Origin of the sequence: [Actinomadura] parvosata subsp. kistnae, from assembly GCF_900323885.1 — a bacterium.
GTDB classification, from domain to species: Bacteria; Actinomycetota; Actinomycetes; order Streptosporangiales; family Streptosporangiaceae; genus Nonomuraea; species Nonomuraea composti.
In genome coordinates, this window is sequence record NZ_OOHJ01000018.1 from 1,316,422 (window position 1) to 1,342,864 (window position 26,443).

Annotated in this window: 23 protein-coding genes, 1 tRNA gene and 1 pseudogene; 11 read left to right on the plus strand and 14 right to left on the minus strand. The window is 71.2% G+C overall.

Annotated elements, in window-relative coordinates; genetic code table 11:
* Positions 1-349: 349 nt before the first annotated feature.
* The 4 genes and pseudogenes from KIS93_RS26090 to KIS93_RS69120 form a co-directional block, all read right to left on the minus strand.
* Positions 350-1,537: an RtcB family protein gene (locus KIS93_RS26090; RefSeq protein WP_080045206.1), complete on the minus strand. Its 1,188-nt coding sequence runs from the start codon at positions 1,535-1,537 to the stop codon at positions 350-352.
* A gap of 75 nt (positions 1,538-1,612) precedes the next feature.
* Positions 1,613-1,945 carry a cupin domain-containing protein gene (locus tag KIS93_RS26095; RefSeq protein ID WP_080045205.1) on the minus strand — a complete coding sequence of 111 codons (333 nt, stop codon included), beginning with the start codon at positions 1,943-1,945 and terminating at the stop codon, positions 1,613-1,615.
* Positions 1,946-2,012: 67 nt separating this feature from the next.
* Positions 2,013-2,795 (minus strand): SDR family NAD(P)-dependent oxidoreductase, encoded by a 783-nt coding sequence (locus KIS93_RS26100; protein WP_080045204.1) that lies wholly within the window; start codon positions 2,793-2,795, stop codon positions 2,013-2,015.
* A pseudogene (locus KIS93_RS69120) lies at positions 2,792-4,293 on the minus strand (DHA2 family efflux MFS transporter permease subunit). The gene KIS93_RS26100 and the pseudogene KIS93_RS69120 overlap by 4 nt, the downstream one beginning before the upstream one ends.
* Between KIS93_RS69120 and KIS93_RS26110 the strand changes: the two are divergent.
* From KIS93_RS26110 to KIS93_RS26120, 3 genes are all read left to right on the plus strand, one after another.
* Positions 4,250-4,879, plus strand: coding sequence for a TetR/AcrR family transcriptional regulator (locus tag KIS93_RS26110; protein ID WP_080045202.1), 630 nt, complete (start codon positions 4,250-4,252; stop codon positions 4,877-4,879). The pseudogene KIS93_RS69120 and the gene KIS93_RS26110 overlap by 44 nt on opposite strands.
* Positions 4,880-4,951: 72 nt before the next feature.
* Positions 4,952-5,197: a hypothetical protein gene (locus KIS93_RS26115; protein WP_080045201.1), complete on the plus strand. Its 246-nt coding sequence runs from the start codon at positions 4,952-4,954 to the stop codon at positions 5,195-5,197.
* 11 nt (positions 5,198-5,208) lie between these two features.
* The gene (locus KIS93_RS26120) at positions 5,209-5,616 is read left to right on the plus strand and encodes a hypothetical protein (protein ID WP_080045200.1); all 408 of its coding nucleotides are present in this window, start codon (positions 5,209-5,211) and stop codon (positions 5,614-5,616) included.
* An 81-nt stretch (positions 5,617-5,697) separates the two neighbouring features.
* Here the strand turns inward: KIS93_RS26120 and KIS93_RS26125 are convergent, their stop codons facing one another.
* The 3 genes from KIS93_RS26125 to KIS93_RS26135 all read right to left on the minus strand — a co-directional run bounded on the left by KIS93_RS26125 (position 5,698) and on the right by KIS93_RS26135 (position 8,223).
* Complete coding sequence (locus KIS93_RS26125; protein WP_155129088.1) at positions 5,698-6,909, minus strand: CU044_5270 family protein; 1,212 nt, start codon at positions 6,907-6,909, stop codon at positions 5,698-5,700.
* Positions 6,906-7,454: an RNA polymerase sigma factor gene (locus KIS93_RS26130; RefSeq protein ID WP_230465793.1), complete on the minus strand. Its 549-nt coding sequence runs from the start codon at positions 7,452-7,454 to the stop codon at positions 6,906-6,908. Before KIS93_RS26130 ends, KIS93_RS26125 begins: the two co-directional genes overlap by 4 nt.
* A gap of 121 nt (positions 7,455-7,575) precedes the next feature.
* On the minus strand, positions 7,576-8,223 hold the full coding sequence (locus tag KIS93_RS26135) for a hypothetical protein (RefSeq protein WP_080045198.1): 648 nt from the start codon (positions 8,221-8,223) through the stop codon (positions 7,576-7,578).
* Positions 8,224-8,919: 696 nt separating this feature from the next.
* On the opposite strand from KIS93_RS26135, the gene KIS93_RS26140 reads away from it, so the two are divergent.
* The 6 genes from KIS93_RS26140 (at position 8,920) to KIS93_RS26165 (ending at position 14,123) form a co-directional block, all read left to right on the plus strand.
* Positions 8,920-8,996, plus strand: a tRNA-Pro gene (locus KIS93_RS26140).
* 182 nt (positions 8,997-9,178) lie between these two features.
* Positions 9,179-9,838, plus strand: coding sequence for a PadR family transcriptional regulator (locus tag KIS93_RS26145; protein ID WP_080045197.1), 660 nt, complete (start codon positions 9,179-9,181; stop codon positions 9,836-9,838).
* Positions 9,835-10,575, plus strand: coding sequence for an ABC transporter ATP-binding protein (locus KIS93_RS26150; RefSeq protein WP_080045196.1), 741 nt, complete (start codon positions 9,835-9,837; stop codon positions 10,573-10,575). Before KIS93_RS26145 ends, KIS93_RS26150 begins: the two co-directional genes overlap by 4 nt.
* A gap of 28 nt (positions 10,576-10,603) precedes the next feature.
* The gene (locus KIS93_RS26155) at positions 10,604-12,373 is read left to right on the plus strand and encodes an ABC transporter permease (RefSeq protein ID WP_230465792.1); all 1,770 of its coding nucleotides are present in this window, start codon (positions 10,604-10,606) and stop codon (positions 12,371-12,373) included.
* 39 nt (positions 12,374-12,412) lie between these two features.
* A complete protein-coding gene (locus tag KIS93_RS26160) occupies positions 12,413-13,603 on the plus strand; it encodes a low temperature requirement protein A (RefSeq protein ID WP_186404442.1) in 1,191 nt (396 codons plus the stop codon).
* A gap of 16 nt (positions 13,604-13,619) precedes the next feature.
* Positions 13,620-14,123: a GNAT family N-acetyltransferase gene (locus KIS93_RS26165; protein WP_080047491.1), complete on the plus strand. Its 504-nt coding sequence runs from the start codon at positions 13,620-13,622 to the stop codon at positions 14,121-14,123.
* A 58-nt stretch (positions 14,124-14,181) separates the two neighbouring features.
* On the opposite strand, the gene KIS93_RS26170 is transcribed toward KIS93_RS26165, so the two are convergent.
* The 4 genes from KIS93_RS26170 to KIS93_RS26185 all read right to left on the minus strand — a co-directional run bounded on the left by KIS93_RS26170 (position 14,182) and on the right by KIS93_RS26185 (position 21,059).
* A complete protein-coding gene (locus KIS93_RS26170) occupies positions 14,182-15,879 on the minus strand; it encodes an SGNH/GDSL hydrolase family protein (RefSeq protein WP_155129085.1) in 1,698 nt (565 codons plus the stop codon).
* Positions 15,880-16,076: 197 nt separating this feature from the next.
* Entirely contained in the window at positions 16,077-17,312 is a 1,236-nt protein-coding gene (locus KIS93_RS26175; RefSeq protein WP_080045193.1) for a LuxR C-terminal-related transcriptional regulator, read from the minus strand.
* Positions 17,270-19,138, minus strand: coding sequence for an AAA family ATPase (locus KIS93_RS26180; protein WP_186404443.1), 1,869 nt, complete (start codon positions 19,136-19,138; stop codon positions 17,270-17,272). Before KIS93_RS26180 ends, KIS93_RS26175 begins: the two co-directional genes overlap by 43 nt.
* A 451-nt stretch (positions 19,139-19,589) precedes the next feature.
* Positions 19,590-21,059: an AAA family ATPase gene (locus KIS93_RS26185; RefSeq protein WP_080045191.1), complete on the minus strand. Its 1,470-nt coding sequence runs from the start codon at positions 21,057-21,059 to the stop codon at positions 19,590-19,592.
* Between the two features lie 149 nt (positions 21,060-21,208).
* Between KIS93_RS26185 and KIS93_RS26190 the strand changes: the two genes are divergently transcribed.
* Positions 21,209-21,547 (plus strand): DoxX family protein, encoded by a 339-nt coding sequence (locus KIS93_RS26190; RefSeq protein WP_080045190.1) that lies wholly within the window; start codon positions 21,209-21,211, stop codon positions 21,545-21,547.
* 404 nt (positions 21,548-21,951) lie between these two features.
* Here the strand turns inward: KIS93_RS26190 and KIS93_RS26195 are convergent, their stop codons facing one another.
* From KIS93_RS26195 to KIS93_RS26205, 3 genes are read right to left on the minus strand one after another with little or no spacing between them, the layout of a single operon-like run.
* Positions 21,952-22,692, minus strand: a complete 741-nt coding sequence (locus KIS93_RS26195) for a succinate dehydrogenase/fumarate reductase iron-sulfur subunit (protein WP_080045189.1) — start codon at positions 22,690-22,692, stop codon at positions 21,952-21,954.
* Positions 22,689-24,611: a fumarate reductase/succinate dehydrogenase flavoprotein subunit gene (locus KIS93_RS26200; protein WP_080045188.1), complete on the minus strand. Its 1,923-nt coding sequence runs from the start codon at positions 24,609-24,611 to the stop codon at positions 22,689-22,691. The genes KIS93_RS26195 and KIS93_RS26200 overlap by 4 nt, the downstream gene beginning before the upstream one ends.
* Positions 24,608-25,363: a succinate dehydrogenase cytochrome b subunit gene (locus tag KIS93_RS26205; protein ID WP_080045187.1), complete on the minus strand. Its 756-nt coding sequence runs from the start codon at positions 25,361-25,363 to the stop codon at positions 24,608-24,610. The genes KIS93_RS26200 and KIS93_RS26205 overlap by 4 nt, the downstream gene beginning before the upstream one ends.
* 132 nt (positions 25,364-25,495) lie before the next feature.
* On the opposite strand from KIS93_RS26205, the gene KIS93_RS26210 reads away from it, so the two are divergent.
* The gene (locus KIS93_RS26210) at positions 25,496-26,425 is read left to right on the plus strand and encodes a LysR family transcriptional regulator (RefSeq protein ID WP_080045186.1); all 930 of its coding nucleotides are present in this window, start codon (positions 25,496-25,498) and stop codon (positions 26,423-26,425) included.
* Positions 26,426-26,443: the final 18 nt, after the last annotated feature.

Here is a 26,443-nt window from a genome sequence, read left to right on the forward strand (position 1 = left end):
ATCAGCAGCGGATCGGTGGAGATCTTGAAAACCTGAACGCGCCAGGGCTGTGACCCGACGCCCGCCCGATACTGCCCACGCTGCTCGGCGGGATGCCCAGTCGACGGGTCAGTTTCCTTTGGACCAAGTGCATGGCCCCCTCGGGCACTCCTCCACAACATACGCACCACCACCTGCGCATCGGTGACGGTGCACACGTACTAAGCCGCACATCGCTCAGTCCCATCAAGTCGGCGGGGCAGGAAACCTACCGTGCGGGTGCGCCACCGTCCTGTGATCCAGCGGCATGTGGGTCGGCCAATCCGGCTGGTTCGCATCTGCCGCGCCGCACAAGCTATCCCCACGGCGCTCAGCCCTTGATGCAGATGAGCTGCCGCAGGTGCGCGACCACCTGCACGAGGTCCGTCTGCGCCGCCATCACCGACTCCAGGTCCTTGTACGCCCCCGGGATCTCGTCCAGCACCCCGGAGTCCTTGCGGCACTCCACCCCCGCCGTCTGCTCCTCCAGGTCCTTGACGGTGAAGGTCTTCTTGGCCTTGTTCCGGCTCATCCGGCGCCCCGCCCCGTGCGAGGCCGAGTTGAACGCCGCCGCGTTCCCGAGGCCCTTGACGATGTAGGTGCCGGTGGCCATCGAGCCCGGGATGATGCCCAGCTCGCCGGCGCCGGCCCGGATCGCGCCCTTGCGGGTGACCAGCACGTCGACCCCGTCGTACCGCTCCTCGGCCACGTAGTTGTGGTGGCAGGAGATCGGCTGCTCGAACGTGATGCCGGGCAGGTGCCGGCGCAGCACGTCGCACACCAGCCCCATCATCAGCGCCCGGTTGCGCCGCGCGTAGTCCTGCGCCCAGAACAGGTCGCGCCGGTAGGCGTGCATCTCGGGCGTGCCGCCGAGGAACACCGCCAGGTCCCGGTCCACCAGCCCCTGGTTGTGCGAGAGCCCGCGCGCCACCCCGATGTGGTGCTCCGCCAGCTCCTTGCCGATGTTGCGCGACCCGGAGTGCAGGACGACCCACACCCAGCCCTCGTCGTCCGCGCACACCTCAAGGAAGTGGTTGCCGCCGCCGAGCGTGCCCATCTGCACCTCGGCCCGCTCGCGCCGCGCCTTCACGGCCGGCGCCAGCTCGTCGAAGCCCTTCCAGAACTCCGCCCACCCGGCCGCCTTCATCCCCTGCACCTGGGCGGGGTCGACCGGCCGCTTGTGGTGGCCGAACCCGACCGGCACGGCCTGCTCCAGCCGGCCGCGCAGGTACGCGAGGTTGTCGGGCAGCCGCGCCGCCTGGTACGACGTCTTGACCGCGGTCATGCCGCACCCGATGTCCACGCCGACGGCCGCGGGCGAGACGGCATCGCGCATCGCGATGACCGAGCCCACCGTCGCGCCCTTGCCGTGGTGCACGTCCGGCATGACGGCGACACCGTGCACCCACTCCAGGTCCGCGACGTTGCGCAGCTGCTGCATCGCCTGCGGCTCGACCGTCTCGGGCTCCGCCCACATCCGCAGCGGCCGCCGCGTTCCGGTCACCTCGTTGTACGTCATCTCGTATCGCCTCCTCCCGGTCACACTCCGAACGCGATCCATCTGGCCAGAATCCCCATACCCACGGCAACCGATTTAGTTGCCGTACTGCTTGGTCTCCGGCTTCTCCACCAGGAGCACGTGCGCGGGCTCGTCCGCCACGGGACGGTGCCGCAGGCCGCGCGGCACGACGAAGACGTCCCCTGGCCGCATGACGACCGGGTCGCGGTCCTCCAGCTCCAGCCGGAAGGTGCCGTCCCAGCACAGGAACAGCTCGTCCTCGTCGTGGTAGTGCCAGGGGAACTCGCCGTGGAGCTGGGCCAGCCGGACCACGGTGTCGTTCACCTGGGCGAGGTGCCGCTGCTGGAAGGGGCCGGGCAGCGTCCCGATGGCCTCGGGGATCGACACGGCGCTGACGTCGACAGTCATGATCGTTACCTCCTCTGTGGGGTTCCATCAAAGCGCCGCGTCCGGCCTGGTCACAGAGCCAACCGGGCTAAATTGGTCCGCTTCTCGAACCAATCAGCTCCAGCGTGCGCGCGTGCAGCCGCTCCGCCGCCTCCGGGTCGAACGACGGCAGGTCCAGACCGAGAGGCGTGTGGCGCAGGAACGCGGTGAGCGGCTCGGCGGGCGGGTGGTCGATGCGGGCGACGATCGGCTTGATGCCCTCCTCCACCGGCGCGCCATAGCGTTTGAGTGCCGCCACGTGCGCGGCGGTCGCCGCGTCGTACTCGCCGGCGACGCTCGTCGAGACCCCGCCCGGATGGATCAGGACATATCGCGTACGGGCGCCGTGCCGGGCCGCGAACGCGACCCCCAGGAGGTCGTTCGCCTTCCCGGCCTGGAACTGGGCGGTCACGCCGTCGTAGGAGCGTTCCAGCATGAGGTCGTCCCAGTGGATGCGCCCGTCCGGCTGGCCGGGGCCCGACACGTTCACGATCAGCCGGGGCGCGGTCAGGCCGTGGCTGAGCAGGAAGCGGCTCAGGTAGTCGAGGGCGAACGTGCCCTCCAGCCCCTCCTCCGTCACGAACCGGTGCGTACGGAAGAACCGCGCGCACAACACGAGCGCGTCCACGACGGGGAAGCGGGCGTTGACCTCCTCGATCACCCGCCGGTTCGCGCTGACGAGGCTAAGGTCCGCCCGGATGAACACCGCTCCCGGCGGCACCTTGGCCGCGTCCCGCCCCACGACGACGACCGTGTCGCCGCGCTCCAGGTAGGTGCGGGCCAGCGCCCGCCCCATCCCGTCGGTGCCGCCGGTGATGACCAGCGTCTTCATGCGCGCACTCCTTCTCGTACGGGCTCTGTCACGCCGGCCTTGCCGGGCAGGAGCGGGATGAGGGCCAGCACGACCAGGCACGAGACCACGGCCAGCCAGAAGACGCCGCGCAGCCCCGCGAGCGTGCTGCCCGCGGTCTGGACGACGAGCGTCACCAGGGCCACGCCCAGCGCGGCGCCGAGCTGGTTGAGCATGTAGAGCACCGAGCTGCCCTGTGCCACCATGGGGCCGGGCAGCGTCCGGTAGAGGGAGCCCATCGTCGGGGCGCTGAAGCAGCCGCTGCCCAGCCCGAACATGAGGGCCGCCAGCGCCGGCCACACCTCCGGCGTGCCGGGCCCGATCCGGGTGAGCGCGAGCACGCTCAGCACGGCCACCACCGCGCCGCCGAAGGCCAGGCCGCGCGCACCGAGCCGGTCCGACAGCCGCCCGGCCAGCGGCATCGCGATGGCGCCGCCGAGCCCGAGCGGGGCCATGAGCAGCCCGGCCGCCAGCACGCCGTGCCCGTGTGCCTGCTGGTAGTACAGGGGCAACGCGAACAGCCCGGCGAACAGGCCCATCCCGCCCAGCCCCATGATGGTGACGCTGGCGCTGAAGCTCCGGCTGCGGAACAGGCCCAGGTCGATCAACGGGGACGCGGCGCGGGCGGCGTGGATGCCGTACCCGATCAGCAGCGCGACCCCGAGCCCGAGCGGCACGAGCACCTGCCACAGCGCGAAGGCCGTCTGCGAGAGCGCCAGCACGACGGCGGCGAACCCGGGCCCGAGCAGCGCCAGCCCCACGACGTCCAGCCGCGACGGCGCGCCCTCGCCGCGCTCGGCGGAGTCGGCGGGGATCACGCGGAGCGCCAGCACCAGCGCCACCGCCCCCACGACCACGCTGACCAGGAACATCGCCCGCCACGACAGCGCCCGAGTATCGCCCCGCCCGCGATCGGCCCGAACACCGGCCCGAGCGACAGCACCACCCCCATCAGCCCCATCACCCGCCCGGCGCGCTGCGGCCCCGCCGTCCTGGCGAGCAGGATCAGCACGAGCGGATCGAGCAGCCCCGCCCCGACGCCCTGCACCACCCGGAACGCGATCAGGCTGCCCACGTTCCAGGCCAGCCCGGCGGCCAGCGAGCCCGCCAGGAACAGCACCAACCCGGCCACCCACAGCCGCTTGCCGCCGTACCGGTCGACGGCCCACGTCGTGAACGGGATCGTGGCGGTCACCGCCAGCAGGAACCCGGTGGACGCCCAGCCGACTGTGCTCAGCGAGGTACCGAAGGCGTCGGCCAGGGTGCCGGTGGCGACCGCGGCCATCGTGCTGTTGAGGATGCCCAGCAGCCCGCCGAGCAGGATGACGGCGATCGCGCCGACCTCTTTTGAACTCATGGGTTCAACATAATGACCTGATCCGTTCGGACGCAACCGGCTCGTCCACCAACTTGAACCCGCGAGTACAATCGACGGCATGACGACCACCACGCGCGGACGCATCGACAAGCGGCAGGCCATCCTGGAGGGCGCGTTCACCGTGTTCGCCCGGGAGGGCTACGCGCAGGCGTGCGTGCAGGAGATCGCCCGCGAGGCCGGCGTCGCCAAACCGACCGTCTACAACCACATGACCGACAAGGCCACGCTGTTCAGGCACGCCCTGGAGGCCGCCGCCCGCCGCATCCTGGAGGAACGCGTCGCCGCCCTGGAGCCGCTCGCCGCCCCCGGCGACGACCTGCGCGCCACCCTGGAGGAGGTCGCGCACACCCTGCTCCGCCTGCACACCGACGGCCGCTCGTGCGCGCTGCGCCGGCTCCTCTACTCGGAGATCAACCACTTCCCCGACATCCTCGACATCGTCAAGGAGAGCGGCCCCGACCGGCTCACCCACGCACTCGCCGACCGCCTGGCCCGCCTCGCCCTGGCCGGCCGCCTGCGCGCCGCGGACCCCGACCTGGCGGCCGAGCAGTTCCTGGCCCTGCTCCTCGGCCCGCTGGAGGCCCGCACCCGGCTCGGCACCCGCGAGCTGCCGGACGCCGAGCTGCGCACGATGGCCGGCGTCGCCGTGGACGCGTTCGTCCGCGCCTGGGGGACGGCCGCCGCCTAACCAACACGCATGGCGAAATCATGCCGACAAGACCCGTTGTCGATGGTAGCCAAGGGATATAGTCTGCCGCGTGTGGTAGAACGAGACGACTACGCGGCCATCCGCGATCGGATCATCGGGCTCTCCCACCTCCACGGCCTGCGCTGCGACTGGGCCGAGACGACCAGGCGCCAGCGCTTCCTGCTGCTGTGGGACGCCGAGGGCCGGGTCGCCGCCCGCGCGATCGTCCCGCTCTACCCAGGGGAGACACCGCACCTGGTGGACTCCCTCGAACGAGGGCTGGCGCACGTGTTCGGCGAAGGCTGGCTGAAAGACTGACTGGAGCGCCCATGACCGCAGACCGCGTCGACGTCCACGTCACCATGGCCGGCAACCTGTGGCTGGCGCAGGTCGACGGCGTGGCCGGCGGCATGTCCGCGCGCACGCTCAGGGAGCTGCACGCCGACGTCGCCGAAGGGCTGCCGTTCCTGTTCGGCGACCGCGAGCGCCCGCCGTCCCCGGTCTTCCACTACACCCTGCCCGGCCTGTCCGAGCAGGACCTCGACGACTTCGCCGCCCTCCAGCGCCAGGCCGCCGCCATCGCCGAGGACTACACGCGCACGCTGAAGAAGCGGGTCAAGCACATGCACGAGCTGGGGCTGTCCGACAGCGACATCGGGGAGCTGCTCGGGCTGACCAAGCAACGCATCCAGCAGATCCGCACGAACGCCAACGACGAGGCCCGCCAGAGCGGCTGACGGGCCTCGCGCGGATCAGGGGATCATGGGATCAGGGCATCACGAGGCGGGCTTGTGGTTCGTCGGCCCGCCTCGCTCGGATCAGGAGGCGGGCTTGTCGTCCGTCCAGCCCGCCTCGATCAGCGCCGTGGAGTTCCAGACGGCGCCCGGCGCGAAGCCCGCCTGCAGCCCGCCCGGCTTGACCACCACGTACTCGTTGGCCAGCGCCCGCCCGGTCGTCTCGTCGAAGACCAGCCGGTTCTCCGACACCCCGCCCGATTCGTACCGCTCCTCCACCGACACGGCCGTGCCCTGCCGCCCTTCGGCGTCCGTCACGTTCTCGGTGACCCGCACGCCGTCGAGGTCGGCCAGCATCCGGAACGCCGCCCCGCGCACCTCGGGCGTCACCGGCATGTCCATGATCAGCCCCACGCTGACCTTGAACAGCCACGCGTCACCCGACATCTCCTCGCTGCTCGACTCGGTCCCGTGCCCCGCATAGGAGGCCATCAGCCACTTCTTCAGCTTGCGCGGATCGTCCGGCAGCCCGCGCAGGTCCTGCATCGTGACGTTCTTCCCGAGCCAGAACACCTTGTCGCCGTCCACCAGCGGGGTGTGGCTCATGCTCGCCTTCCCCTCCGACGTGGACAGGGTCAGCGCCCCGTACTTCCCCTTCCCCCCGCCCTTGCCCGGCACGAGCACCTCGATCTCGGACGGCGCCCCCGCCTGCTCCCACGCCTTCCTGTCCGCCTCGGTGGCGGGCTCCGCGCCGAGCCGCTGCCCGCCGCCCCACTGCTCGCCACCGGTGGCGGCGGGCGTCCACCCTTCGTTGCGCGAACGGTCCATGACCAGGTAACCGCCGGCCTTGGCCACGTACAGGTTCCTGCTCACCGTCACGCTCCGCCACCAGTCGCCGCTCCCCTCGGCCTGCCGGTCGGCCTTCTCGGCGGCGGCGAGCAGCACCTCCCGCGCCGACAACGTCACCCGCGGCGCTGCCGCACTCGTCGAGGTTCCTTTCCCTGCACTCGTCGAGGTGCCTTGCCCCGCGCCCGCCACCACCTGCCCGCTGTCGCCGGGCGCCGGCACCGTCCCGTTGCCCGAAACGACCACCGCCACCGCCGTCACAGCGGCAGCCACCGCCCCGGCCAGCCCCAACCCCCAGGCCGGCCGCACAACGGACCTACGCCGCCGCACCGTTCGCCCCCTCGGCCCGGACATGGCGCGGGCCAGCTCCACGGCCCTCGTCCCCTCATCCACCGGCCGATCGCCGAGGTGCGCGGGCCTGGCCGCCCGAAGCTCGTCCATGGGATTCATGACCACTCCTCGCTGAGGTTCCGTACGCGGGACTTGGGCCGCTCCGCGGCCGGCTCATGGGGCGACTCCCCCGCCGCCTCCATCGCCTGCCTGAGCCGCTTGCGCGCCCGATGCAGCCGTACGCGGTACGCCGCCGACGAGCACCCGATGACCTTGGCGGCCTCCTTGGGCGTCAGCCCGTGCCAGGCGACGAGGACGAGGATCTCCCGATCGTCCTCCTGCAACGCGGCCAGGGCCCGCAACACCCCGATGCGCTCGGTCACCTGATCGGCCACGTCCCCCTCGACCCAGGCCCGCAGCTCGCCCGCCATCGCCTCCCGCCGCAACTCGGCCCGCACGTTGTCACGCAGCACGTTCCTGGCGACCCCGAGCAGCCACGGCAGCGCCGGCTCCGGCACGTCGTCCAGCCGCCGCCAGGCGATGGCGAACGTCTCGCTCACCACCTCGTCGGCCACCTGCCGCCCGGCGCGGCTGACCACGTAGGCCCACACGCGTTGCCGGCATTCGTCGTACATGCCGGTGAACCGGTGCGCATCATCCGTCACCGCCCAGCCCCTTCGTTCGGGATGCGTCGTTCTTCTGACACCAGGAAGTGGTCCGGCCCCTCCCGTTGTTACGCATCACCGGAAACTTCTTCACCGGGACGGATTCGTCCAGCTCGCCTGATCAAGCCGTCGAGGGCCGGCGCGCCAGCACGAGGGGCACCGAACTGTACCCGCCGACCAGGGCCGCGAGCGCCGGATCCATGTGGCCGAGCACCCGCAGGATCGTGTCGTGGTCGGCGTCCAGATGACGATGGTGGATGGGACAGTGGTGGGCGATCTTGTTCCGCAGCACGCGGAGATAGTCGAGCTCCTGATGCAGCGGACCACGCGCGCCTCGATGGCCGGGAAAGCCCCGATACAGGCTCGTACGCCAGAACCGCTGGTCATACGATCTCCCTCGCCCCAGCAACCCGACCCAGAAACCGAGGGACAGCTCGCCGACGATCTCCCGGGGGCCGGCCGGGATCCCCTGGCCACGCAGCTTCCTGTGGGCCTCGGCGATCCTGGCCTGATGCCCGGCGAGCAGGTTCACCCGCGGATGCCCCCACCAGTCCTCGCGACCGAACAGCTCCCGCATCCGCTCGTCGACGACGCTGCGCAAAGTGAGCTCCAGGACCTGTAACGGCCCATAGAAGGCGGCGGCCACCTCGGTGTTCCAGCAGAACAGGCGAAGAGCGGCGACAGTGTCGCCCCCGCAGTGGGCCTCGTACTCGCCGAGACGCGCCTGCGACAGCAAGTCGCGCAAGCGCTTGGCTTCGCGCTGGTCCATCGGCCACGGCCCTTCCTGACGGGCATGCGCATGCTAACGTGAGACCCATAAGCCCCGGGCATGCCTCTGCCAGCACGCAACCCGGGGCACAGCTATGTTCGGCGCCCGCAACCCGGTGCTCGCCCGCTGGTCCCTTGGATGGACCGGAACACTAGCATGATCCAGCGGTCTCCATCCCAGCCTTGCCCACATGGCCATCTACCCAGCTAAAGAGGCCATCCAAGGCGGACGACATACACATTCCCGCAACCGCACCCCAACTCGGTCAAGGACCACACAGGCATGCGGAGCGCGCGCATCGGAACCATCAGCGACTGGACGCGCCGGCGTCACCTCATTTGTATGTTCGCGAGCATACAAATGAGGTGCCAGCCTCCCTTCGACGCGCCAGACCAGCCGGCATCACCTTCGGCAAAGAACGCGTCCACGCTGGGTCACCAAAAGGGCTGCACGTCAGCCGCCCACTCCACTAACATCAGTAGCGGCAATGTCACGCCGGGTGACGGCGGCCAGGGTCTTCGTTCGATCTGTCAGGGCATCCTTCCACGGGCAACAACTCTGACGTCTGGGTCACATGGACGATGCGGGCCCTGGCCGCCTTACTCGCGCCCGCCCAGCACGCGAGAAGTCCGGCTTCTCCTGTAAGGTGGTGGCCGTTCGGAGCGCCGGTCCCGTACCGGCCGCGTCCGAGATGACCGGGACGTAGCGCAGCTTGGTAGCGCACTTGACTGGGGGTCAAGGGGTCGCAGGTTCAAATCCTGTCGTCCCGACCAGATTTTCGCTGGTCGTTAAGGGTGTCACTCGTTCGGGTGACACCCTTTCGCGTTGGCGGACAGGAACCCCGTGGTCCCGCGCCTTTCGTGAGTCAGGCGATCCCCCTCCTTTCCCGCGGCCGGAGCGGTTGACAATCCGTACGGCTAACCGCTAGCTATTAGCTAACCGTTAGGGGGATGTCGTGCAGGACGCGGTGCTGGCGATGCTCGCCAAGGAGCCGTCGCACGGGTACGGCCTGCGCGCACGCCTGCGCCAGAGCCTGGGCCCGCTGGGCGAGTCGATGAATCCCGGGCAGATCTACGTGACGCTGGCGCGGCTGGAGAAGGCCGGGCTGGTCGTGTCCGAGCGGGCGGACGGGCTGCCCGAGCGGCCCGATCGCAAGATCTACGCGCTGACGCCGGCCGGGCAGCAGCGGGTGGCGGCGTGGCTGGCCGAGGTGGGGTGGCCGAAGCCGGATCTCGCGGAGTTTCACCTCAAGCTCGTCGCCGCCTCGGCGGCGCGGCTCGCCGATCCGGTCGAGCTGGTCGGGGCGCAGCGGCGTGAGTTGCTGCGCCGGCTGCGGGAGGCGCAGCACGCGATCCTGGCCGAGGCGGCTGAGTCGAAGGCCGTTCTGCTGCTGGAAGGGGTCGTGCTGCGGTTGCAGGCCGATTTGCGGTGGCTGGAGGCCTGTGAGCAGGCCTGGTCGCGAGGGGCCGACGCGTTCGACAGGGCCTGGGGTGAAGGCGAGGCCGGGGCTCAGGGCGGAGCCAAGGCTCGGGGCGGGGCCGCGGCTTGGGACGGGGTCGAGGGCAGGTTCAAAGCCGGAGGCGGCAGGGGCGACGACAGAGTCGAGGGTGTGTGAGCGAGTCGAGCGCCGTGATCCAGGTGCGTGGCCTGGTGAAGGAGCACGGTCAGGGTGAGAGCCGGGTGCGGGCGGTCGACGAGGTCGATCTGGAGGTGCCCCAAGGAGAGATGCTCGCCGTGATGGGGCCGAGCGGGTGCGGGAAGTCGACGTTGCTGCACCTGCTGGGTGGTCTGGAGCGGCCCACCAGGGGTGAGGTGTGGGTGGCGGGGCGGCGGATCGACGGGTTGAGCGAGCGGGCGCTGGCGCGGCTGCGGCGGCGGTCCGTGGGGTTCGTCTTTCAGGCGTTTCACCTGGTGGAGGAGTTGTCGGCGGCGGAGAACGTGGAGTTGCCCGCGTTGCTGGCCGGCGGTTCGCCACGGCAGGCGCGGCGGCGGGCGGGGGTGCTGCTGGAGCGGGTGGGGCTGGCGGCGCGGGCCCGGCATCTGCCGTCGCAGTTGTCCGGTGGGCAGCGGCAGCGGGTGGCGATCGCCAGGGCGCTGGTCAACGAGCCGCTGGTGGTGCTGGCCGATGAGCCGACGGGCAATCTGGACAGCGCGGCGTCGCTGGAGGTGTTGCGGATCTTCGAGGAGTTGCGGGCGGCGGGGCAGACGTTGGTGATCGTGACGCATGACGAGCGGGTGGCGGCCGGCGCGGATCGGCTGATCTCGATGCGGGACGGCATGTTCGTCGATGACACCCGTCTGGCCGGTGCGACTCCGCGCGGGCTCGGCGATCTGCTCAACCTGGACGGCTGACACGGTGGTGGGCTCTCTCCTGCTTGTCGTGCGTCTCGTGCTGGCCGATGTCCGGCGGCATCGTACGCAGGCGGCCATGCTGCTGCTGGCCGTCACCGTGGCCACCGCCACCCTGGCCATGGGCCTGTCGTTGCGGGGCGCGAGCGACGCCCTGTATGTCCAGACCCGCGCCGCCACCGCCGGACCCGACGTGGTGGCCCTGTCCGGTGACACCGGGCGTGCCGTCACCTCGGCCCTGACCGGGCTGGCCGACGATCCCGAGGTGGTCGCGCACCACGGCCCGTACCAGATCGTCTATGCCGACCTCACCACGCGCGGCTCCGCGACGTCCCCGGTGGTGGTGCACGGCTTCGACGAGCGGCCGGCCGCGATCAACCGGCCGCTGCTGACGTCGGGACGGTGGATCCGCCCCGGCGGCACGGTCCTGGAGCGTGGCTTCGCCACCGAGCTCGGCGTCAAGGTGGGCGACCGGGTCACCATCGAGGGCCGCGCGTACCCCGTTCTCGGCATCGCCGTCACCGCCGCGACCTCCATCTACCCCTGGGCGGCGCAGATCGGCCCGGGCGGCGGACCGAGCAACTACACCGGCCTGGCGTGGATGACCCGGGCGGACGCCCGCGAGCTGGCCGCCGCCCACGACCTGCCGGTCACCACCGCGATCGACCTCAAGCTGAAGGACCCCGGCGCGACGGAGGCGTTCCGGGAGGCCCACCGTTTCCCCGCGCCCAGGGTCAACCTGCACTCCTGGCAGTTCAATGCCGAGCAGGACGCCCGCATCCTGCGCAACAGCGAGCCGATCCTGATCGTCGGCAGCTGGCTGCTCGCCTTCCTGGCCATCACGGGCGTCGCGGCGCTGGCCACCGGCCGGGCCCTGGAACAGACCCGCCGCGCCGGGCTGCTCAAGGCCGTCGGCGCCACCCCGGCCCTGATCGCCACCGTCCTGCTCACCGAGTACCTGACGCTGGCCCTGGCCGGCGAGGCGCTCGGCCTGGCGATCGCGCGCCTGGCCATGCCCGCTCTGGCCAGCCCCACCGCCAGCCGCATCGGCGACCTCGGCGGGCCGGGCACCGGCACCGTCATCGCCACGACCGTCCTGGCCCTGGTGGTAGCGGTCCTGTCCGCTCTGCGTCCCACGTTGCGCGCCCTGCGCACGGCGACCGTCACGGCCCTGTCCGCCGCCGCGCACCAGCCGCGCCGCCGTCCGTGGCTCACCGCGCTGTCCGCGCTGCTGCCCACGCCGCTCCTGCTCGGGCTGCGCCTGACCGCCCGCCATCCGGGCCGCGCGGTGCTGCAGGCCGGTTCCATCGCCACCACGGTGTTCGCGATCGCCACACTGCTGGCGCTGTTCGCCGAGCCGGTGCGGGGCTACGGCCTCAACGGCTCCCCGGCCCTGCCCAACCTGCGCGACGCGCACGACCGCCGCCTCCTGCTCGCCGTCACCGCCCTGCTGATCGTCCTCGCCCTCGTGAACGCCATCACCTTCACCTGGACGATGGCCATCGAGGCCCGCACGAACGTGGCCATCGCCCGCGCCCTGGGCGCCACCCCGGGGCAGGTCACGGCCGGCCTGTCCGCCGCCCAGCTCCTGCCCGCCGTGCCGGGGGCCGCTCTCGGCGTCCTGCTGCACCTGGGCCTGCGCTGGCTCCTCACGGCCGGGAACGCGGCGGACGCCCCCGTCCCGTGGCTGCTGGGCGCGGCGCTCGCGACCGTCCTCGCGACGGCGGCGCTCACCGCCCTGCCCGCCCGCCTGGCCGCACGCCGTCCCGTCGCGCGCACGCTCAGCGCCGAGGCCACCTGACCTACGGCGGAGATCGGCCTGGCCCTATTCTCGTTAGCCGTGACTGGAGCGGCAGAGCGTCATGCGAGCTGGCTGGAGCTGTTCTTCGACCTGGTGGTGGTCGTGGCGGTGGCCCAGCTCGCGCACCGGCTGGAGCATCCGACGTGGGCCGGGGTGGGCCTGTTCGTGCTGCTGTATTACGCGGTCTGGAGCATCTGGACGACGCTCACGCTGTACTCGAACGTGCACGCCGAGCGCACCCGCACCCGCAGCATGCTCATCGGCATGTTCGGGATCGCCGTCATGGCGGCCGCCGTCCCGGACGTCGCCCACGACGGCGGCCTGCACGAAGGCTGGTTCATCGCGGCCTACATCACGTGCCGCATCAGCGCCTCGCAGACGTTGCAGCACTCGGGCACGATCATGACGGCGTGGCCGGCGGCCCAGCTCGGCGCGGGCCTGCTGCCCTGGCTCGCCTCCATCTGGGCAGACGCGCCCTGGCGGTACGCGCTGTGGGGCGTCGGCCTGGTGCTGGACATGGTGTTCTCCATCCTGCAGAGCCGCCGTCCGGAGAGCCTGATCGAGGGGTTGCAGCGGCAGGCCCGCCGGCATGACGAGCGCGAGCGGCGCCGCCAACGCCCCGGCCGGCCGCCCCGCCCGCCTCGCGAAGTGGCCGCCGCCGTGCTCGACCCGGCCCACCTCGGGGAACGGCTCGGCCTGTTCGTGATCATCGTGCTCGGGGAGGCGGTCGCGCAGGTCGTCCTGTCCTCCTCGGGCAAGGAGTGGGACGCTCAGCTCGGGCTGGCGGCGCTGGCCGGGTTCGGACTGATCGTCGCGTTGTGGTGGCTCACCCTCCAGTACGGCATCAGCACGGTCGTCGCCGCCCGCGAACGCGAGCTCCGAGCGTACGTGGCGTTGCCCACGCACTTCGTCATGACGGCGGGCATCACCGCGACGGCGGCCGGGCTGGGCGTGGTCGCGCACGAGCCCGACGCGCACCTGCACGGCGGCATCGGCTGGGTGCTCGGAGCGGGCCTGGCCGCCTACTTCGCCGCCTCCACCGTCCTCGGCGCCACGGCCGGCGCCGAGCGGCGGTGGGTGTGGTTGTGGGGCGTGCCATCGGTGATCGCGCCCTTGGGGGTGGCCGCGGTGTCGGGGCTGCTGCCGGCCTGGGTCGTGATCGCGTTGCTGCTGGTGGTGGCCCTGTGGCGGATCGCCTACCGCCCGCGCCGGAGCCCGGCGGCGGCGTGATGGGATGCTGCACCCCATGCGTATGAGAAACGGCACGATTGACGACCTTGCCCCCATTGTCGCCCTGCACGTGGAGAGCTGGCGCTCCGCGTACGCCGGAATGATGCCCGACACCTTCCTGAACGGCCCCCTCACCGAGGACCGGCTGGTGCTGTGGCGGGACCGGCTCACCTCACCCGTGCCGGGATCGGCGCTGTTCGTCACCCATGACGACGATGACCGGTTGCTCGGCTTCGCCTACCTGTTCCCGGCTCGCGACGGGCGGATCCTGCTCGACAACCTCCACGTGCGCCCCGGCCGCACGGGCTCGGGCGTCGGCTCGCGGCTGCTGCGGCGGGGGCTCGCGTGGGCGGCGGACGAGCACCCCGGCAAGGAGGTCTACCTGGAGGTGCTCCGGGCCAACACGCGCGCCATCGCCTTCTACGAACGGCACGGCGCCCGCCGCACGGACGAGCGGATGTGCCGCTTCCCTCAGGGGTTCGAGCTGGCCGAGCTCGAATACGCCTGGACCCTGAACTGAACCGCCGCCCCGGCCTCATCGACCGGGGCGGCGGCTCGTCACCGTGGCCGGGCGGCGATCACTCGAAGATCAGTCCCACGCCGGGGACGCACTTGGGCTTCTTGGGAGCCATGACGAGGCCGTCGATGGTGATCGGCGTCTGCAGCGGACCGCCCTGCACCTTCACCCCCGCGTAGTACTCGTAGCGGACCGGGCGGAAGATGTCGCACGGATCCTTGGGGATGTAGTCGGCCGGGATCCACGTCGACCCGCCGCCGCCGCCACCGCCTCCGCCGCCGGGTGTGCCCGTGTCGGGGCCGCCCGGGGTCGGCGAGCCGGGGAACGGCCGGACCTTGCTGGGATCGAACCAGAGGTCCTTCGACAGGACGATGCCGTCCGGGGTGAGGGCACGGCACACGCTGTCGGCGTCGGTGTCCTCGCAGAGCTGCGGCCCGTTCGTGACCGCCCAGTCCAGGACCGCCTGCATGTCCTCCTGCGTCTGCGCGAGCGGCTGCGGGTTCATCGTCAGGGCGCTGAACTTCGGCCCGTTCGGGAAGAGGGCGGGGAACTTGCCCGCCAGGAACGTGGCCAGCGCCTTGCCGAGCGCCACCGCGCCGGGCTCGTTCGGGTGGAAGCTCTCCTGGTAGGACTGGAACGGCTTGCTCAGCAGCAGGTTCGGGCGGTGGACGAGGCCCTGGAAGTACGAGTCGGGCTGGCCGAGCTCGTGCCCGGCGACCACGCTGGTGCCGTTCGGCCCGGCCGTGTTCGGGTCGAAGATGTGCACCTTGGTCTGCGGGTAGTCGGCCTGGAACTTCGCGACCCCGTCCCGGATGGCCTGGTTCACCTGAACGGCGAAGGGATACATCAGGTCCATGGTGCGGCCGGTGATCTCCTCGATGCCGGTGTTGCCCGACGCCTTGACCCCCAGCGGGTAGAGCGCCACCACGATCTCGGCCACCGGGTGGGTCTCCCTGACGCTCCACAGCCCTCGGGCGACCTTGTCCTTCAGCTCGGCGACCCGCGGCTGCAGCCGGCCCATCTCAAGGGCGACCGACTTCTCCTGGTCGTCCGGCCACGTCAGCGAGCCCATGAGAGCGCCGTTCGGCCGGAACAGGTAGGCCGTGGCGGCGGTGCTGACCAGGTCCGCGAAACCGGCGTCGTTGCCGCCGAGCCCGAAATACACCAGCTTGGCCATCGTCGGGACGTCCTGGGCCTGCGGCGGGTTCCGGACGACCGTCCCGCCCTTCTTCTCCTTCTGCTCCTCGTCGAGGTGCTTGATCCACGCACCCGACGACGCCTGGAAGAAGAGCCGGTCGCGGCCGATCACCGACTCCATCGTGTCCGAGGTGAGCGTCATCCTGCGCAACGGGTTGCGGCCCATCTCTAGGGCCGCCCAGGCCACGTAGAAGGGGGCCAGGCCCGACCTGTGCCTGAAGTCCTCCGTCCCGTCGGCCTTCGTCACGTACTTGTGGTCGTGGCTCGCGCCCTCGCCGCTGGTGTAGCTGTCGCCGTAGACGACGGCGTCGTACGGATCCGGATCCGTCAGGCACGTCGGCGGGCACGGCAGCGGCACCGGCCGCGGCGGCAGCGTCGGCAACGGGACGCCCGGGGCCGGCGTCACCGGCCCCGGCGATTGCAGGGTGGGCCGGGGCGGCAGCGGTACCGGTACCGGATCGGCGCCTGCCGGAACGGCCGGCAGGACCAGCCCCAGCGCGACGCACAACGCCGTCACTACGACACGTGCCCGGGCAGGTCTTTCCCCACGTAAGGGTGACATGCGAACCTCCCTCGCTGATCGCGTGCCTCGCTGGTCGCGTGGCTTGCGGCAGCAGCATGCGCCACGGCGGCCGGCGCTAGCATCGGGCGGTTCCCCTACCTGACCCCCTACATTGCGCGTCTGGGCGGCCTGCTCAGTCGTCGTGGGTGGCGGCCTGCTCAGTCGTCGTGGGCCGCTCAGCCGTCGTGAGTGACCGCTCAGTCGTCGTGGGTGGCCCGCGCGTCCGAGGTGAGGTGCTGGGTGAGTGTGACGCGCGACTGCACGCCGAGCTTGGCGAACGTGCGGGACAGGTGCGCCTCCACCGTCTTCGGGCTCAGGTACAGCCGCTCCGCGATCTGCTGGTTCGTCAGCCCGACCACGGCCAGGTCGGCGATCTGCCGCTCCCTCGTGGTGAGGGAGGAGAGCGGGCCGGCCGCCCGCCGCTGTCCCCGGGGCACCCGGGCGGCCAGCCGGCGCTCGTCACGCGCCAGCGCGGTGGACAACCAGGTCGCCCCGGCGGCGGCGTACAGGACCTTGGCCCGGCCCAGCTCCTCCCGGGCCTGCCCGACGAGGACCTCGGCGCGGCCCAGCTCCCCCCGAGCCTGCGCGACCGACCCCAGTGCGGCATACAGCTCGGCGGCGAGCTGCCGGGCCAGCCCCTCCTCCACCGGCGCACCGGCGGCGGCGAACTGCTCGGCGCCCCGCGCCGCGTGCACGACCGCCTCCTCGTCCTGGCCGGCGAGCATGAGCACCTTCGCCCGCGCTCGATGCGCGAAGCCCAGCTGGTGCGGCAGGCCCGACTCCGTCGCCCGGGCCAGGGCCCGCTCCGCTAATGTGCCGGCCTCGGACCAGGCAGCCGCAGCGGCTGGAGCTGCCGCCGTGGCTGTGGCGATCGCCTGGAGGGCCAGGCCGTACGTCCTGCCCGGCTCGTCGGCCGGGTCCTCCGAGGTGAGGATGGCGAGAGCATGGTCCGGCTGCCCCGCCTCCGCGTGGACCAGCGCGAGGTCGAGCCGCGCCAGCCCCGACCACCATCCCGACCTGGGCCGTGTCCCGGAGATCCGCTCGGCCAGCTCCAGGGCGGCCCGCGGCCCGTCCCGCCACAGAAGCGGACGCAGCAGCAGGATGCTGGACATCGCCAGGGTCTCCCGGCTGTGAATCAGCCGGGACGCCTCGCGCGCCTCCTCCGCGGCCGTGATCGCCTCGGACAGCCGGCCCTGCCGCTCGTTCAGCGCGGACAGGGCGATGAGCAGGTACGGCACGCTGTGGCTGCGCCCGGCACGGTAGGCGATGTCGAGCCCGCGGCGCAGATGCCGCGAGGCGTCGTCGTGGCGCCGCAGGTGCAGCTCCACCCAGGCCAGCGGCGCGACCATCTCCAGGTGCGGCGCGAGCACGTCGTCGGTCATGCCGTCCGTCAGCCACGCCGCCCGGTCGGTCTCGGCCCGGCTCTCCGCCACGCGGCCGTCACGCAGACTGGCCAGCGCGTGGATGGTACGAGCGGCCGCCTCCATCGCCTGATCCGCCGCGTCCCTCGAAACCCTGCCCCTTCCAGCGCCTCGCCACCCGCACCCGTCAGGGACCGGATCGCGACGGCGGCCGCGCGGCGGGCCTTTCCCGGATCGCTGCCCATCAGCTCGACCGCGGCCAGCCCGACCTGGGCCAGGCTGGTGGACCGGTCACGCGCGTGCGGCCGGGTCAGCTCGGTGGTGAGCAGCGCCTTCGCCTCGTCGAGGTCGCCGAGCAACCGGTAGATCATCGAGGAGAAGCTCACGGCCGCGATCCGCAACGGCCCCGGCGCCCGCATCACCTCTTGCAGGATCTGCCGGCTGGCCGCCAGCTCGCCGGTCACTCCGAGGGCACGGCCCAGCGCCCATTGCAGCTGGACCCGCCACGACGCCAGGTCCGTCCCGTCAGGCGGCGACAGATCCGTCCCGTCCGGCAGCACCGGATCCGTCTCGTCCGGCAGCAAGCGGAGCGCCGTGCGTAACAGCCGGACGGCGGTGGACGGCGCGGCACCCGAAGCGGCCGCGGCCGCCGCCTCCAGCGTCCGCACCGCCCGCACGTCACCGTGTTGCGCCGAGCGGGCGGTGTGGTGGGCCAGCAGTTGCAGCGGCCCGCCGCTGCCGCGCAGCTGCTCCGCCGCCCGGTCGTGCGCCCGCAATCGCCAGGCCGCCCCCGCCATCCAGTACGCCGCGGCCCGCACCAGCGGGTGGCGGAACCGGAAGGAGGCGTCGGCCTCCACCACGAGCCCCACACCGACGAGGTGGTCGAGGGCGAGCTCGGGCAGCTCGGTGATGGACGCGACGAGGTCCAGCGAGATCGGCTCGCCGGCCACCGCGGCGGCGCAGGCGACCTGGCGAACCTGGGGCGTCAGAGCGGTCAGCTCGGTGCTGAGCACGTCCAGGAGCGCCCGCTCCGGCACCCCGGCCGCAGCGTCCCCGCCCCCAACCCCAGCCCTGGCTTCCCCTCCGGCTCTCGTATCGACCCCGACCCCGGCTCCCGCTCTCGTATCCACCCCAGCCGCGGCTCCCGCTTCGGCCAGCGCAGTGAGCGTCTCCACACTGGCATTGGCGAGCACCTGAAGGTAGAGCGGGTTCCCGCGCGTGGTGCGATAGAGCAGCCGCCTCCGGCCCCGGTCCGCCTCGGGCAGCAGCGCCGCCACGTCGCTCTCCCCCAGCGGGGACAGGCCGATGTCCACGGTCGCGTCGCCGAGCTGGGCGACGGCCCGGGCGATCCCCACCGGCACCTGGGCCGTCCGGTAGGCGGTGGCGAGCAGCAGCGGCGCGCGTGGCGGGCGGCGCAGCAGGTATTCGGTCAGCTCCACGGACGACTGGTCCGCCCAGTGCAGGTCGTCCAGCACGATGGCGACCGGCCCGGCGGCCCCCTGGTCCTCGATGAGCCGGCGCGCCCGCTGGAAGAGCCGGTAGCGGTCGAGCCCCGCGCGCCGCGCCTCGGACGGCCCGGTGGCGTCCAGCAGCAGCTCGGTCAGCGCCCGCTGCGCGTCGCGGCTCGGGTCACCCGGCTGCGGTTCGAAGGCGGCGATGTAGACCCCGAACGGGACGTCCCGCTCGAACTCGGTCGCCTGGCCATGGTGAACGACGAACCCACGGGCCCGGGCCAGCCCGGCCAGTTCGGCGAGCAACCGGGTCTTCCCCATCCCCGGATCGCCCCGCACCGCGACGGCCCGTAGCGCTCCGTCCGCCGCGCCTGACACGGCGTCCGCCAGGAGGGTCAGCTCGGCATCGCGCCCGATCGGCCTGGCGTTTGTCGCCCCTTTGGCCATCCCGCCCACTCCGTGAGTGAAGATAGCAGAGGCATTCAGCCTAAACGGGTGATCGTCCGTTGGGAATACGCCGCCGGTTCCGCGGGCTCGACGGTGCTGATCCTGATGGCCATGCGCGGCGCTCCCGTAGCGCGTGCGGTCATCGAACGTTCCCGTCGAGCTGCGCGCGCCCTTCGCCGGGACGGGCTGATCCGTACGGAGCCCGGGATGGGGAGCTTCGTGACCACACCCGAAGAGCGCAGGGAGATGGGAGTCGAGCGGGCGGCGGCTCCGCAGGCTGAGTAACCGGAGGACGACGACCGCCGCGGACGAGCCTTCTTGGCCCAACAGCCTGAGCCCCCGTGCGAAGCGTTTCCAGGAGTGAAGCCCTTTTGGGCGGCGGCGTCGGACGGCCGACCACTTGACTGGGCGAAGGGTGTGGGAGCGGAGCCCACCTACCCCGCTGGGTGGATCAGTCGCCCGTGTAGAGCCGGTGCAGGTCCACCAGCTCCACGTCGGCACGACCACGCGCCACCCGCGCCAGCTCATCGCTGAATCCGGCCCGGGCGAACAGCAGCAGCTTCGGCGGTGCCTCCACCTGGGTGTCGGGCAGGAGTGCGCGCAGGTGTTCCAGCCGCTGCAGTTGCGCGACGTCCATGGGTGACAGGGTGCCTTTGGCCTCGCCGATCGCGATGATCCGGTCCGGGGCGGACGCGTTCGTCTCCGACACGACGATGTCGAGCTCGTGCCCTTGGCGGTGGGCGCGGCATGAGAGCTCGCTGGGACGTACGGCGCTGGCGTACCCGCCGAGGGTGTCGCTGGAGGCGTGCAGGAAACACCATTCGCGGGCGAGGTCCTCGAAGTGCGGGCCGTAGATCTTCGAGGCCACCGTGTCGGCGCCCGCGTCCCAGACGCGGGCGGCCCGGCCGGCGACCAGTTCCGGCTCGCGCCGTTGGATGATGAGCTGGTGGAGCCGGACGATCGGCTCGGTGATCTTGTAGACGCTGCGTTTCTGCCGCAGCGCGTCCTCCATATGCTCGACGAGCCCGATGCTCTGCAGGGCGGCGAGCAGGTGGCCGAGCGCGCTGACGGGTCGTCCGAGGGCGGCGGCGATCTCGGAGCGGCGGTGGTTGCCCGCGCTGATGGCGGCCAGCACGGCGGCGTACGAGGTGGGATCGGAGATCGACGGCTCCTCCCGCAACAACAGCCCGCCCTCGCGGAACATGGCCGAGCCCGGGTTCAGCAGCCGCCGCTGCACCCATCGGTCGAAGTCGTCGATGCCAGCCGGCCCTGATCCGCCCGACATCTCCAGGTACGCGGGCGTACCACCGACGAGCGCGTTCACCCGGAACGCCAGCTCAGGGTCCTCCGACAGCCCCCAGAACGCGCTCGCGTCACGAAACCCGAAGGGCCGGACGACGAGTTCGAGGACCGCCCGCCCGCGCAGGGGCGCGCCTCCGCCGAGCAGTTGCGCCATCGTCGTCAGGGCGCTGCCGCAGAGGATCAGGCGGGTGCGGGTGTGCTCCTTGGCGTATCCCGTCGGGTTGAGCGCCTGCTGGAGGTACGACGGCAACGCCGGGGTGGCCGATACCAGGTAGGGGAACTCGTCGATGATGACCGGCACCGCACGCTGCTCACCGAGGCGGAGCAGCTCATCCAGTCCCTCCCGCCAGTTGGCGAACGACACCGGGCGCCGGAGGCCGAGATGGCGGGCGTAGGCGGCGCCGAGGTCGGCCAGGTTCTGGGCTTCGGTCTGCTGGGTGGCGGCGAAGATCAGGCCGCCGGTCTCCTGGGCGAGGAGTTCGAGCATGAGGGTTTTTCCCTGGCGGCGGCGACCGTAGACGAGGCCCAGGGTGGCGCCGTTCGAGCCGGACCCGACGAAGTCGGTGAGCTCTTCCCACTCGGCGTCCCGGCCGTACAAGCGTAGTGGTTTGTCGAGCATGGGGCGGCGCCTCTCAGGAATGATAGCTGGAACTATCATAGCTGCAGCTATCATTCCGGCTCGCTTCGCCTGCCGCGAGCGAGGGTGCATAAGCGCCCTGCACCACGGACCGTCTGTCACGACAGGGCGCGGCGGATCGTCCTTGCAGCATGTATGTCGTCATCACGCTGCTGACGGCCACGCTCGTCGGCCTGGCCGCCGTCGCCAACCTCGCCCGGCATTCCTACGGGCGGGCTCAGGCCGAAAGGCAAGGTGTTCCGGTCTCCTGGCAGGTCCCGCTCGGATTCGTGCTCGGGGCCGGGGCCGTCGGGCTGCTGGTGGGGCTGGCCGTGCCAGTGCTCGGAACGGTGTCCGCCGCCTGCCTCGTTGCCTATTTCACTGTCGCGTTCATCCCTGAGGTGCGGGCGCGGCCCCTGCGGATGGGCCCATGGGCCGTGTACTTCGTGCTGAGCGTGGCCTCGCTCGTCACGAGCCTGATCGCGCGGTAAGGCTCCACGCCGGAGCTCGGCCCACGACCTCGGATAGCAGGCACGGCTCCACGGCCCGCCGCCTCCCTGGTCGGGGTGGGCATTCACGGCCCACCGCAGCCCCGGATCCCGGGTGCCATCGTCCCGGGTGACCGTCGGTGGGCTTTCACGGCCCACGACCTCGGGTAGCACGAACGGCTCCACGGCCCGCTGCCTCCCTGGTCGGGGTGGGCATTCACGGCCCACCGCCTACTCGGGTAAGGGGTGGGCACGAGTGCCGGAGGCGTGGGGTGCGCCGTCAGGCGCCTAAGACAAGAACAGCCTGAGCCCGCCCGCGCGAAGCGCTTCATGAGCGAAGCCCTTTTCGCGCGGGGCGGGCATCAGACGGTTGACCACCCAGATGGGCAACGGGTGGGTGGGTGGGGCTACTTGGCGTTGGCCTTGAGGTAGTCGCTGTTCATGCGGGCGATCGTGTCCAGCGGGATCCCCTTCGGGCACACGGCCGTGCATTCACCCGTGTTCGTGCAGCCGCCGAACCCTTCCGCGTCCATCTGGTCGACCATGGCCTTGGCGCGGGAGAGGCGTTCGGGCTGGCCTTGCGGGAGGAGGCTGAGGTGGGTGATCTTGGCGGCGGTGAAGAGGGAGGCGGAGCCGTTGGGGCAGGCGGCGACGCAGGCGCCGCAGCCGATGCAGGTGGCGGCGTCGAACGCCGCGTCGGCGTCCTCCTTGCGGACGGGGACGCTGTGGGCGTCGGGCGCGGAGCCGGCCGGGACGGAGACGAAGCCGCCCGCCTGGATGATGCGGTCGAACGCGCTGCGGTCGACGACCAGGTCCTTGACGACCGGGAAGGGGGCGGCGCGCCACGGCTCGATGGTGATCTCGGCGCCGTCCTCGAAGTGGCGCATGTGGAGCTGGCAGGTGGTGGTGGCGCGTTGTTCGCCGTGGGCGACGCCGTTGATGACCATGCCGCACATGCCGCAGATGCCTTCGCGGCAGTCGTGGTCGAAGGCGATGGGGTCGTCGCCTTCGAGGATGAGCTTCTCGTTGAGGACGTCGAGCATCTCCAGGAACGACATGTCCGGGGAGACGTCCTCCACCTTGTACGTCACCATGCGGCCCTTGTCCGTGGGGCCGCTCTGACGCCAAACGCGCAGGGTCAGGTTCACTTGTAGCTCCGCTGGGTCATCTTGACGTACTCGTATTCGAGCGGTTCCTTGTGCAGGATCGGCCCGTCCGGGGAGTATTCCCAGGCTGAGACGTGCGCGAAGTTCTCGTCGTCGCGCAGGGCTTCGCCGTCGGCGTCCTGGGATTCGGCGCGGAAGTGGCCGCCGCAGGATTCGGTGCGGACGAGGGCGTCGAGGCACATGAGCTCGGCGAGGTCGAAGAAGTCGGCGACGCGGCCGGCCTTCTCGAGCACCTGGTTGAGCTCTTCGGCGGTGCCGGACACCTTGACGTTCTGCCAGAACTCCTCGCGCAGCTCGGGGATGCGCTCGAGGGCCTTGCGCAGCGACTCCTCGGTGCGTTCCATGCCGCAGTAGTCCCACATGAGCTTGCCGAGCTCGCGGTGGAAGGAGTCGGGGGTGCGGGTGCCGTTGACGGCGAGCAGCCGGTCGATCTTGGTGCGGACCTTGATCTCGGCTTCGGCCACGGCCTCCTCGTCCACGTCCCCGTAGGGGCCGTTGGCCAGGTAGTCGCCGATCGTGGTGGGCAGCACGAAGTAGCCGTCGGCCAGGCCCTGCATGAGGGCGGACGCGCCGAGGCGGTTGGCGCCGTGGTCGGAGAAGTTGGCCTCGCCGATGACGAACAGGCCGGGGATGGTGGACTGCAGGTCGTAGTCGACCCAGAGGCCGCCCATCGTGTAGTGCACGGCGGGGTAGATGCGCATGGGCACGTCGTACGGGTTCTCGCCGGTGATGCGCTCGTACATCTCGAAGAGGTTGCCGTACTTCTTCTCGACGGCGTCGCGCCCGAGGCGGTTGATCGCGTCGCGGAAGTCGAGGTAGACGCCGAGCCCGCCGGGGCCGACGCCGCGGCCCTCGTCGCAGACGTTCTTGGCGGCGCGGGAGGCGATGTCGCGCGGCACCAGGTTGCCGAAGCTCGGGTAGATGCGCTCAAGGTAGTAGTCGCGCTCGTCCTCGGGGATGTCGCCGGGGGCGCGGTCGTCGTTCTTGCGCAGCGGCACCCAGACGCGGCCGTCGTTGCGCAGCGACTCCGACATCAGCGTGAGCTTCGACTGGTACTCGCCGGAGACCGGGATGCAGGTCGGGTGGATCTGCGTGTAGCAGGGGTTGGCGAAGTACGCGCCGCGCTCGTGGGCGCGCCAGATGGCGGTGGTGTTGCAGCCCTTGGCGTTCGTGGACAGGAAGAACACGTTGCCGTAGCCGCCGGTGGCGAGCACGACGGCGTCGGCGAGGTGGCGCTCGATCTCGCCGGTGACCATGTCGCGCACGATGATGCCGCGGGCCCGCCCGTCGGAGACGATCAGGTCGAGCATCTCGTGCCGGGTGTGCATCTCGACGGTCCCGGCCGCGACCTGCCGCTCCAGCGCCTGGTACGCGCCGAGCAGGAGCTGCTGCCCCGTCTGGCCGCGGGCGTAGAAGGTGCGGGAGACCTGGGCGCCGCCGAAGGAGCGGGTGTCGAGCAGGCCGCCGTACTCGCGGGCGAACGGCACGCCCTGGGCGACGGCCTGGTCGATGATGTTCACGGAGACCTGGGCGAGGCGGTAGACGTTCGACTCGCGGGCGCGGAAGTCGCCGCCCTTGACGGTGTCGTAGAAGAGGCGGTAGATCGAGTCGCCGTCGCCGCGGTAGTTCTTGGCGGCGTTGATGCCGCCCTGGGCGGCGATGGAGTGGGCGCGGCGCGGGGAGTCCTGGTAGCAGAAGGACTTGACGTTGTAGCCCAGCTCGCCCAGGGTCGCCGCGGCGGAGCCGCCCGCCAGGCCGGTGCCGACGACGATCACGTTGAGCTTGCGCTTGTTGGCCGGGTTGACCAGCTTGGCGCTGAACTTGCGCTTCTCCCAGCGGTCCTCGATGGGCCCGGAGGGCGCCTTGGTGTCCCTGATCTCGGGGCCTTCGGTGTACTTCACTTGACAACTCCGAACGTGATCGCGAGGGGCGGGACCAGGAAGCCGAGCACCAGGACGATGGAGAGCAGGCCGGCGGTCGCGCGCAGGGCCTTGTTGCGGTCCTTGTTGGCCCAGCCGAGGGTCTGGAAGGCGCTCCACACGCCGTGGCGCAGGTGCAGGCCGACCATGACGACGGCGACGACGTAGACGAGGGTGACCCACCAGCGGGACGGGTCGAAGCCGTCGATCATCCGGTCGGCCGGGGACGAGTTGTAGCCCGCGGGGTTGACGACGCCGAAGGTGAGGTCGAGCAGGTGCCAGATCACGAAGAGCGCGATCGTGACGCCGCCCCAGCGCATGATGTGCGTGGCGTAGCCGTTCGCCTGCGACTTCTTGGCCACGTACTTGACCGGCCTGGCCTTGCCCGCGCGGCGGGACAGCGAGATCGCCGCCCACATGTGCAGGACGACCGAGACGACGAGGCCGATCTCCAGGATGGTCAGCACCGTGCGGTACGGCACGAACGGCTCAAGGAGGGTGCGCAGCCAGTGGGCGTACTCGTTGAAGGACTCACGGCCGAAGAAGATCTTCAGGTTGCCCAGCATGTGGAGCACGAGGAAGCTCACCATCACGGCGCCCGTGACGGCCATGACGACTTTCTTGCCGTTGGACGAGGTCAGGAACCCGCCCTGCTTCTTCGGCGTTGGAGTCTTCTTGGAGGCAGGGGTGTTAACAGGCGCGGTGGCGGAGCCGCGCTCTATCGTGGCAGTCACGTTTAAACGCTAGGTATCCAGCGATGATCCGTCCAAGTCATGATGGGCTTGGTTTCGATAGCCCCTGGCTATGATGTGGGTAGGCGCGGCTTTTACAGGCCGCTTACGCGGCGCGGGTGCGAGGAAAATCACATGCAGTTTCAGCAGCTCGCGTACTTCGTGGCGGTGGCGGAGACCCGGCATTTCACCCAGGCGGCCGAGCGGATGCGGGTCGCGCAGCCGTCGCTCAGCAAGCAGATCAAGGCGCTGGAGGACGATCTCGGCGCGCGATTGTTCTCGCGGGCGCGCGGCAACGTCACGCTGACGGCCGCCGGTGAGGCGCTGCTGCCGCTGGCCCGCCGCATCCTGGCCGACGCCGACACCGCCCGGCAGGAGGTGGCGCAGCTCGCGGGGCTGCGCCGGGGCCGGGTGCGCCTGGGGGCGACGCCGTCGCTGTGCGCGGGGCTGCTGGCCGACGCGCTGGCCCGCTTCCACCGCGCGTACCCGGGCATCGAGCTGCTGGTGGAGGAGGGCGGCTCGCGCGACCTGGTCAGGGCGCTGGCGAGGGGGCAGCTCGACCTGTCGCTGATCATCATGCCGTTGCAGAGCGACGACCCGGCGCTGGTGACGGAGGAGATCCTGCGCGAGAACCTCGTGGTGGTCTCGCCGTCGCACGAGCAGATCAAGGGCCCGTACCTGCGCATCGAGGAGCTGCGCGGCCGGCCGATGGTGATGTTCAGGCGCGGCTACGACCTGCGCGAGGCGACGCTGGCGGCGTGCCGGCACGCCGGGTTCGAGCCGAGGTTCGCGGTGCAGGGCGGCGAGATGGACGCTGTGCTGCGGTTCGTGGAGGCGGGGCTGGGGGTGGCGGTGGTGCCGTCGATGGTGCTCGACGGGCGGCCCGGCCTGCTGGGCACGCCGCTGGCGCCGCCGGGGCTGAGCCGGACGATCGCGCTGGCCCACCGCAAGGACGTCGAGCCGACCAGGGCCGCGCAGGCGTTCAGGGAGACGCTGCTGGCCTTCGTCGTCGAGGCCGGTCATGAGGGCACGCTTCCACAAGGGGTGGCGCTCATCGCAGAATGAGCAGCAAGGGTCCGACTC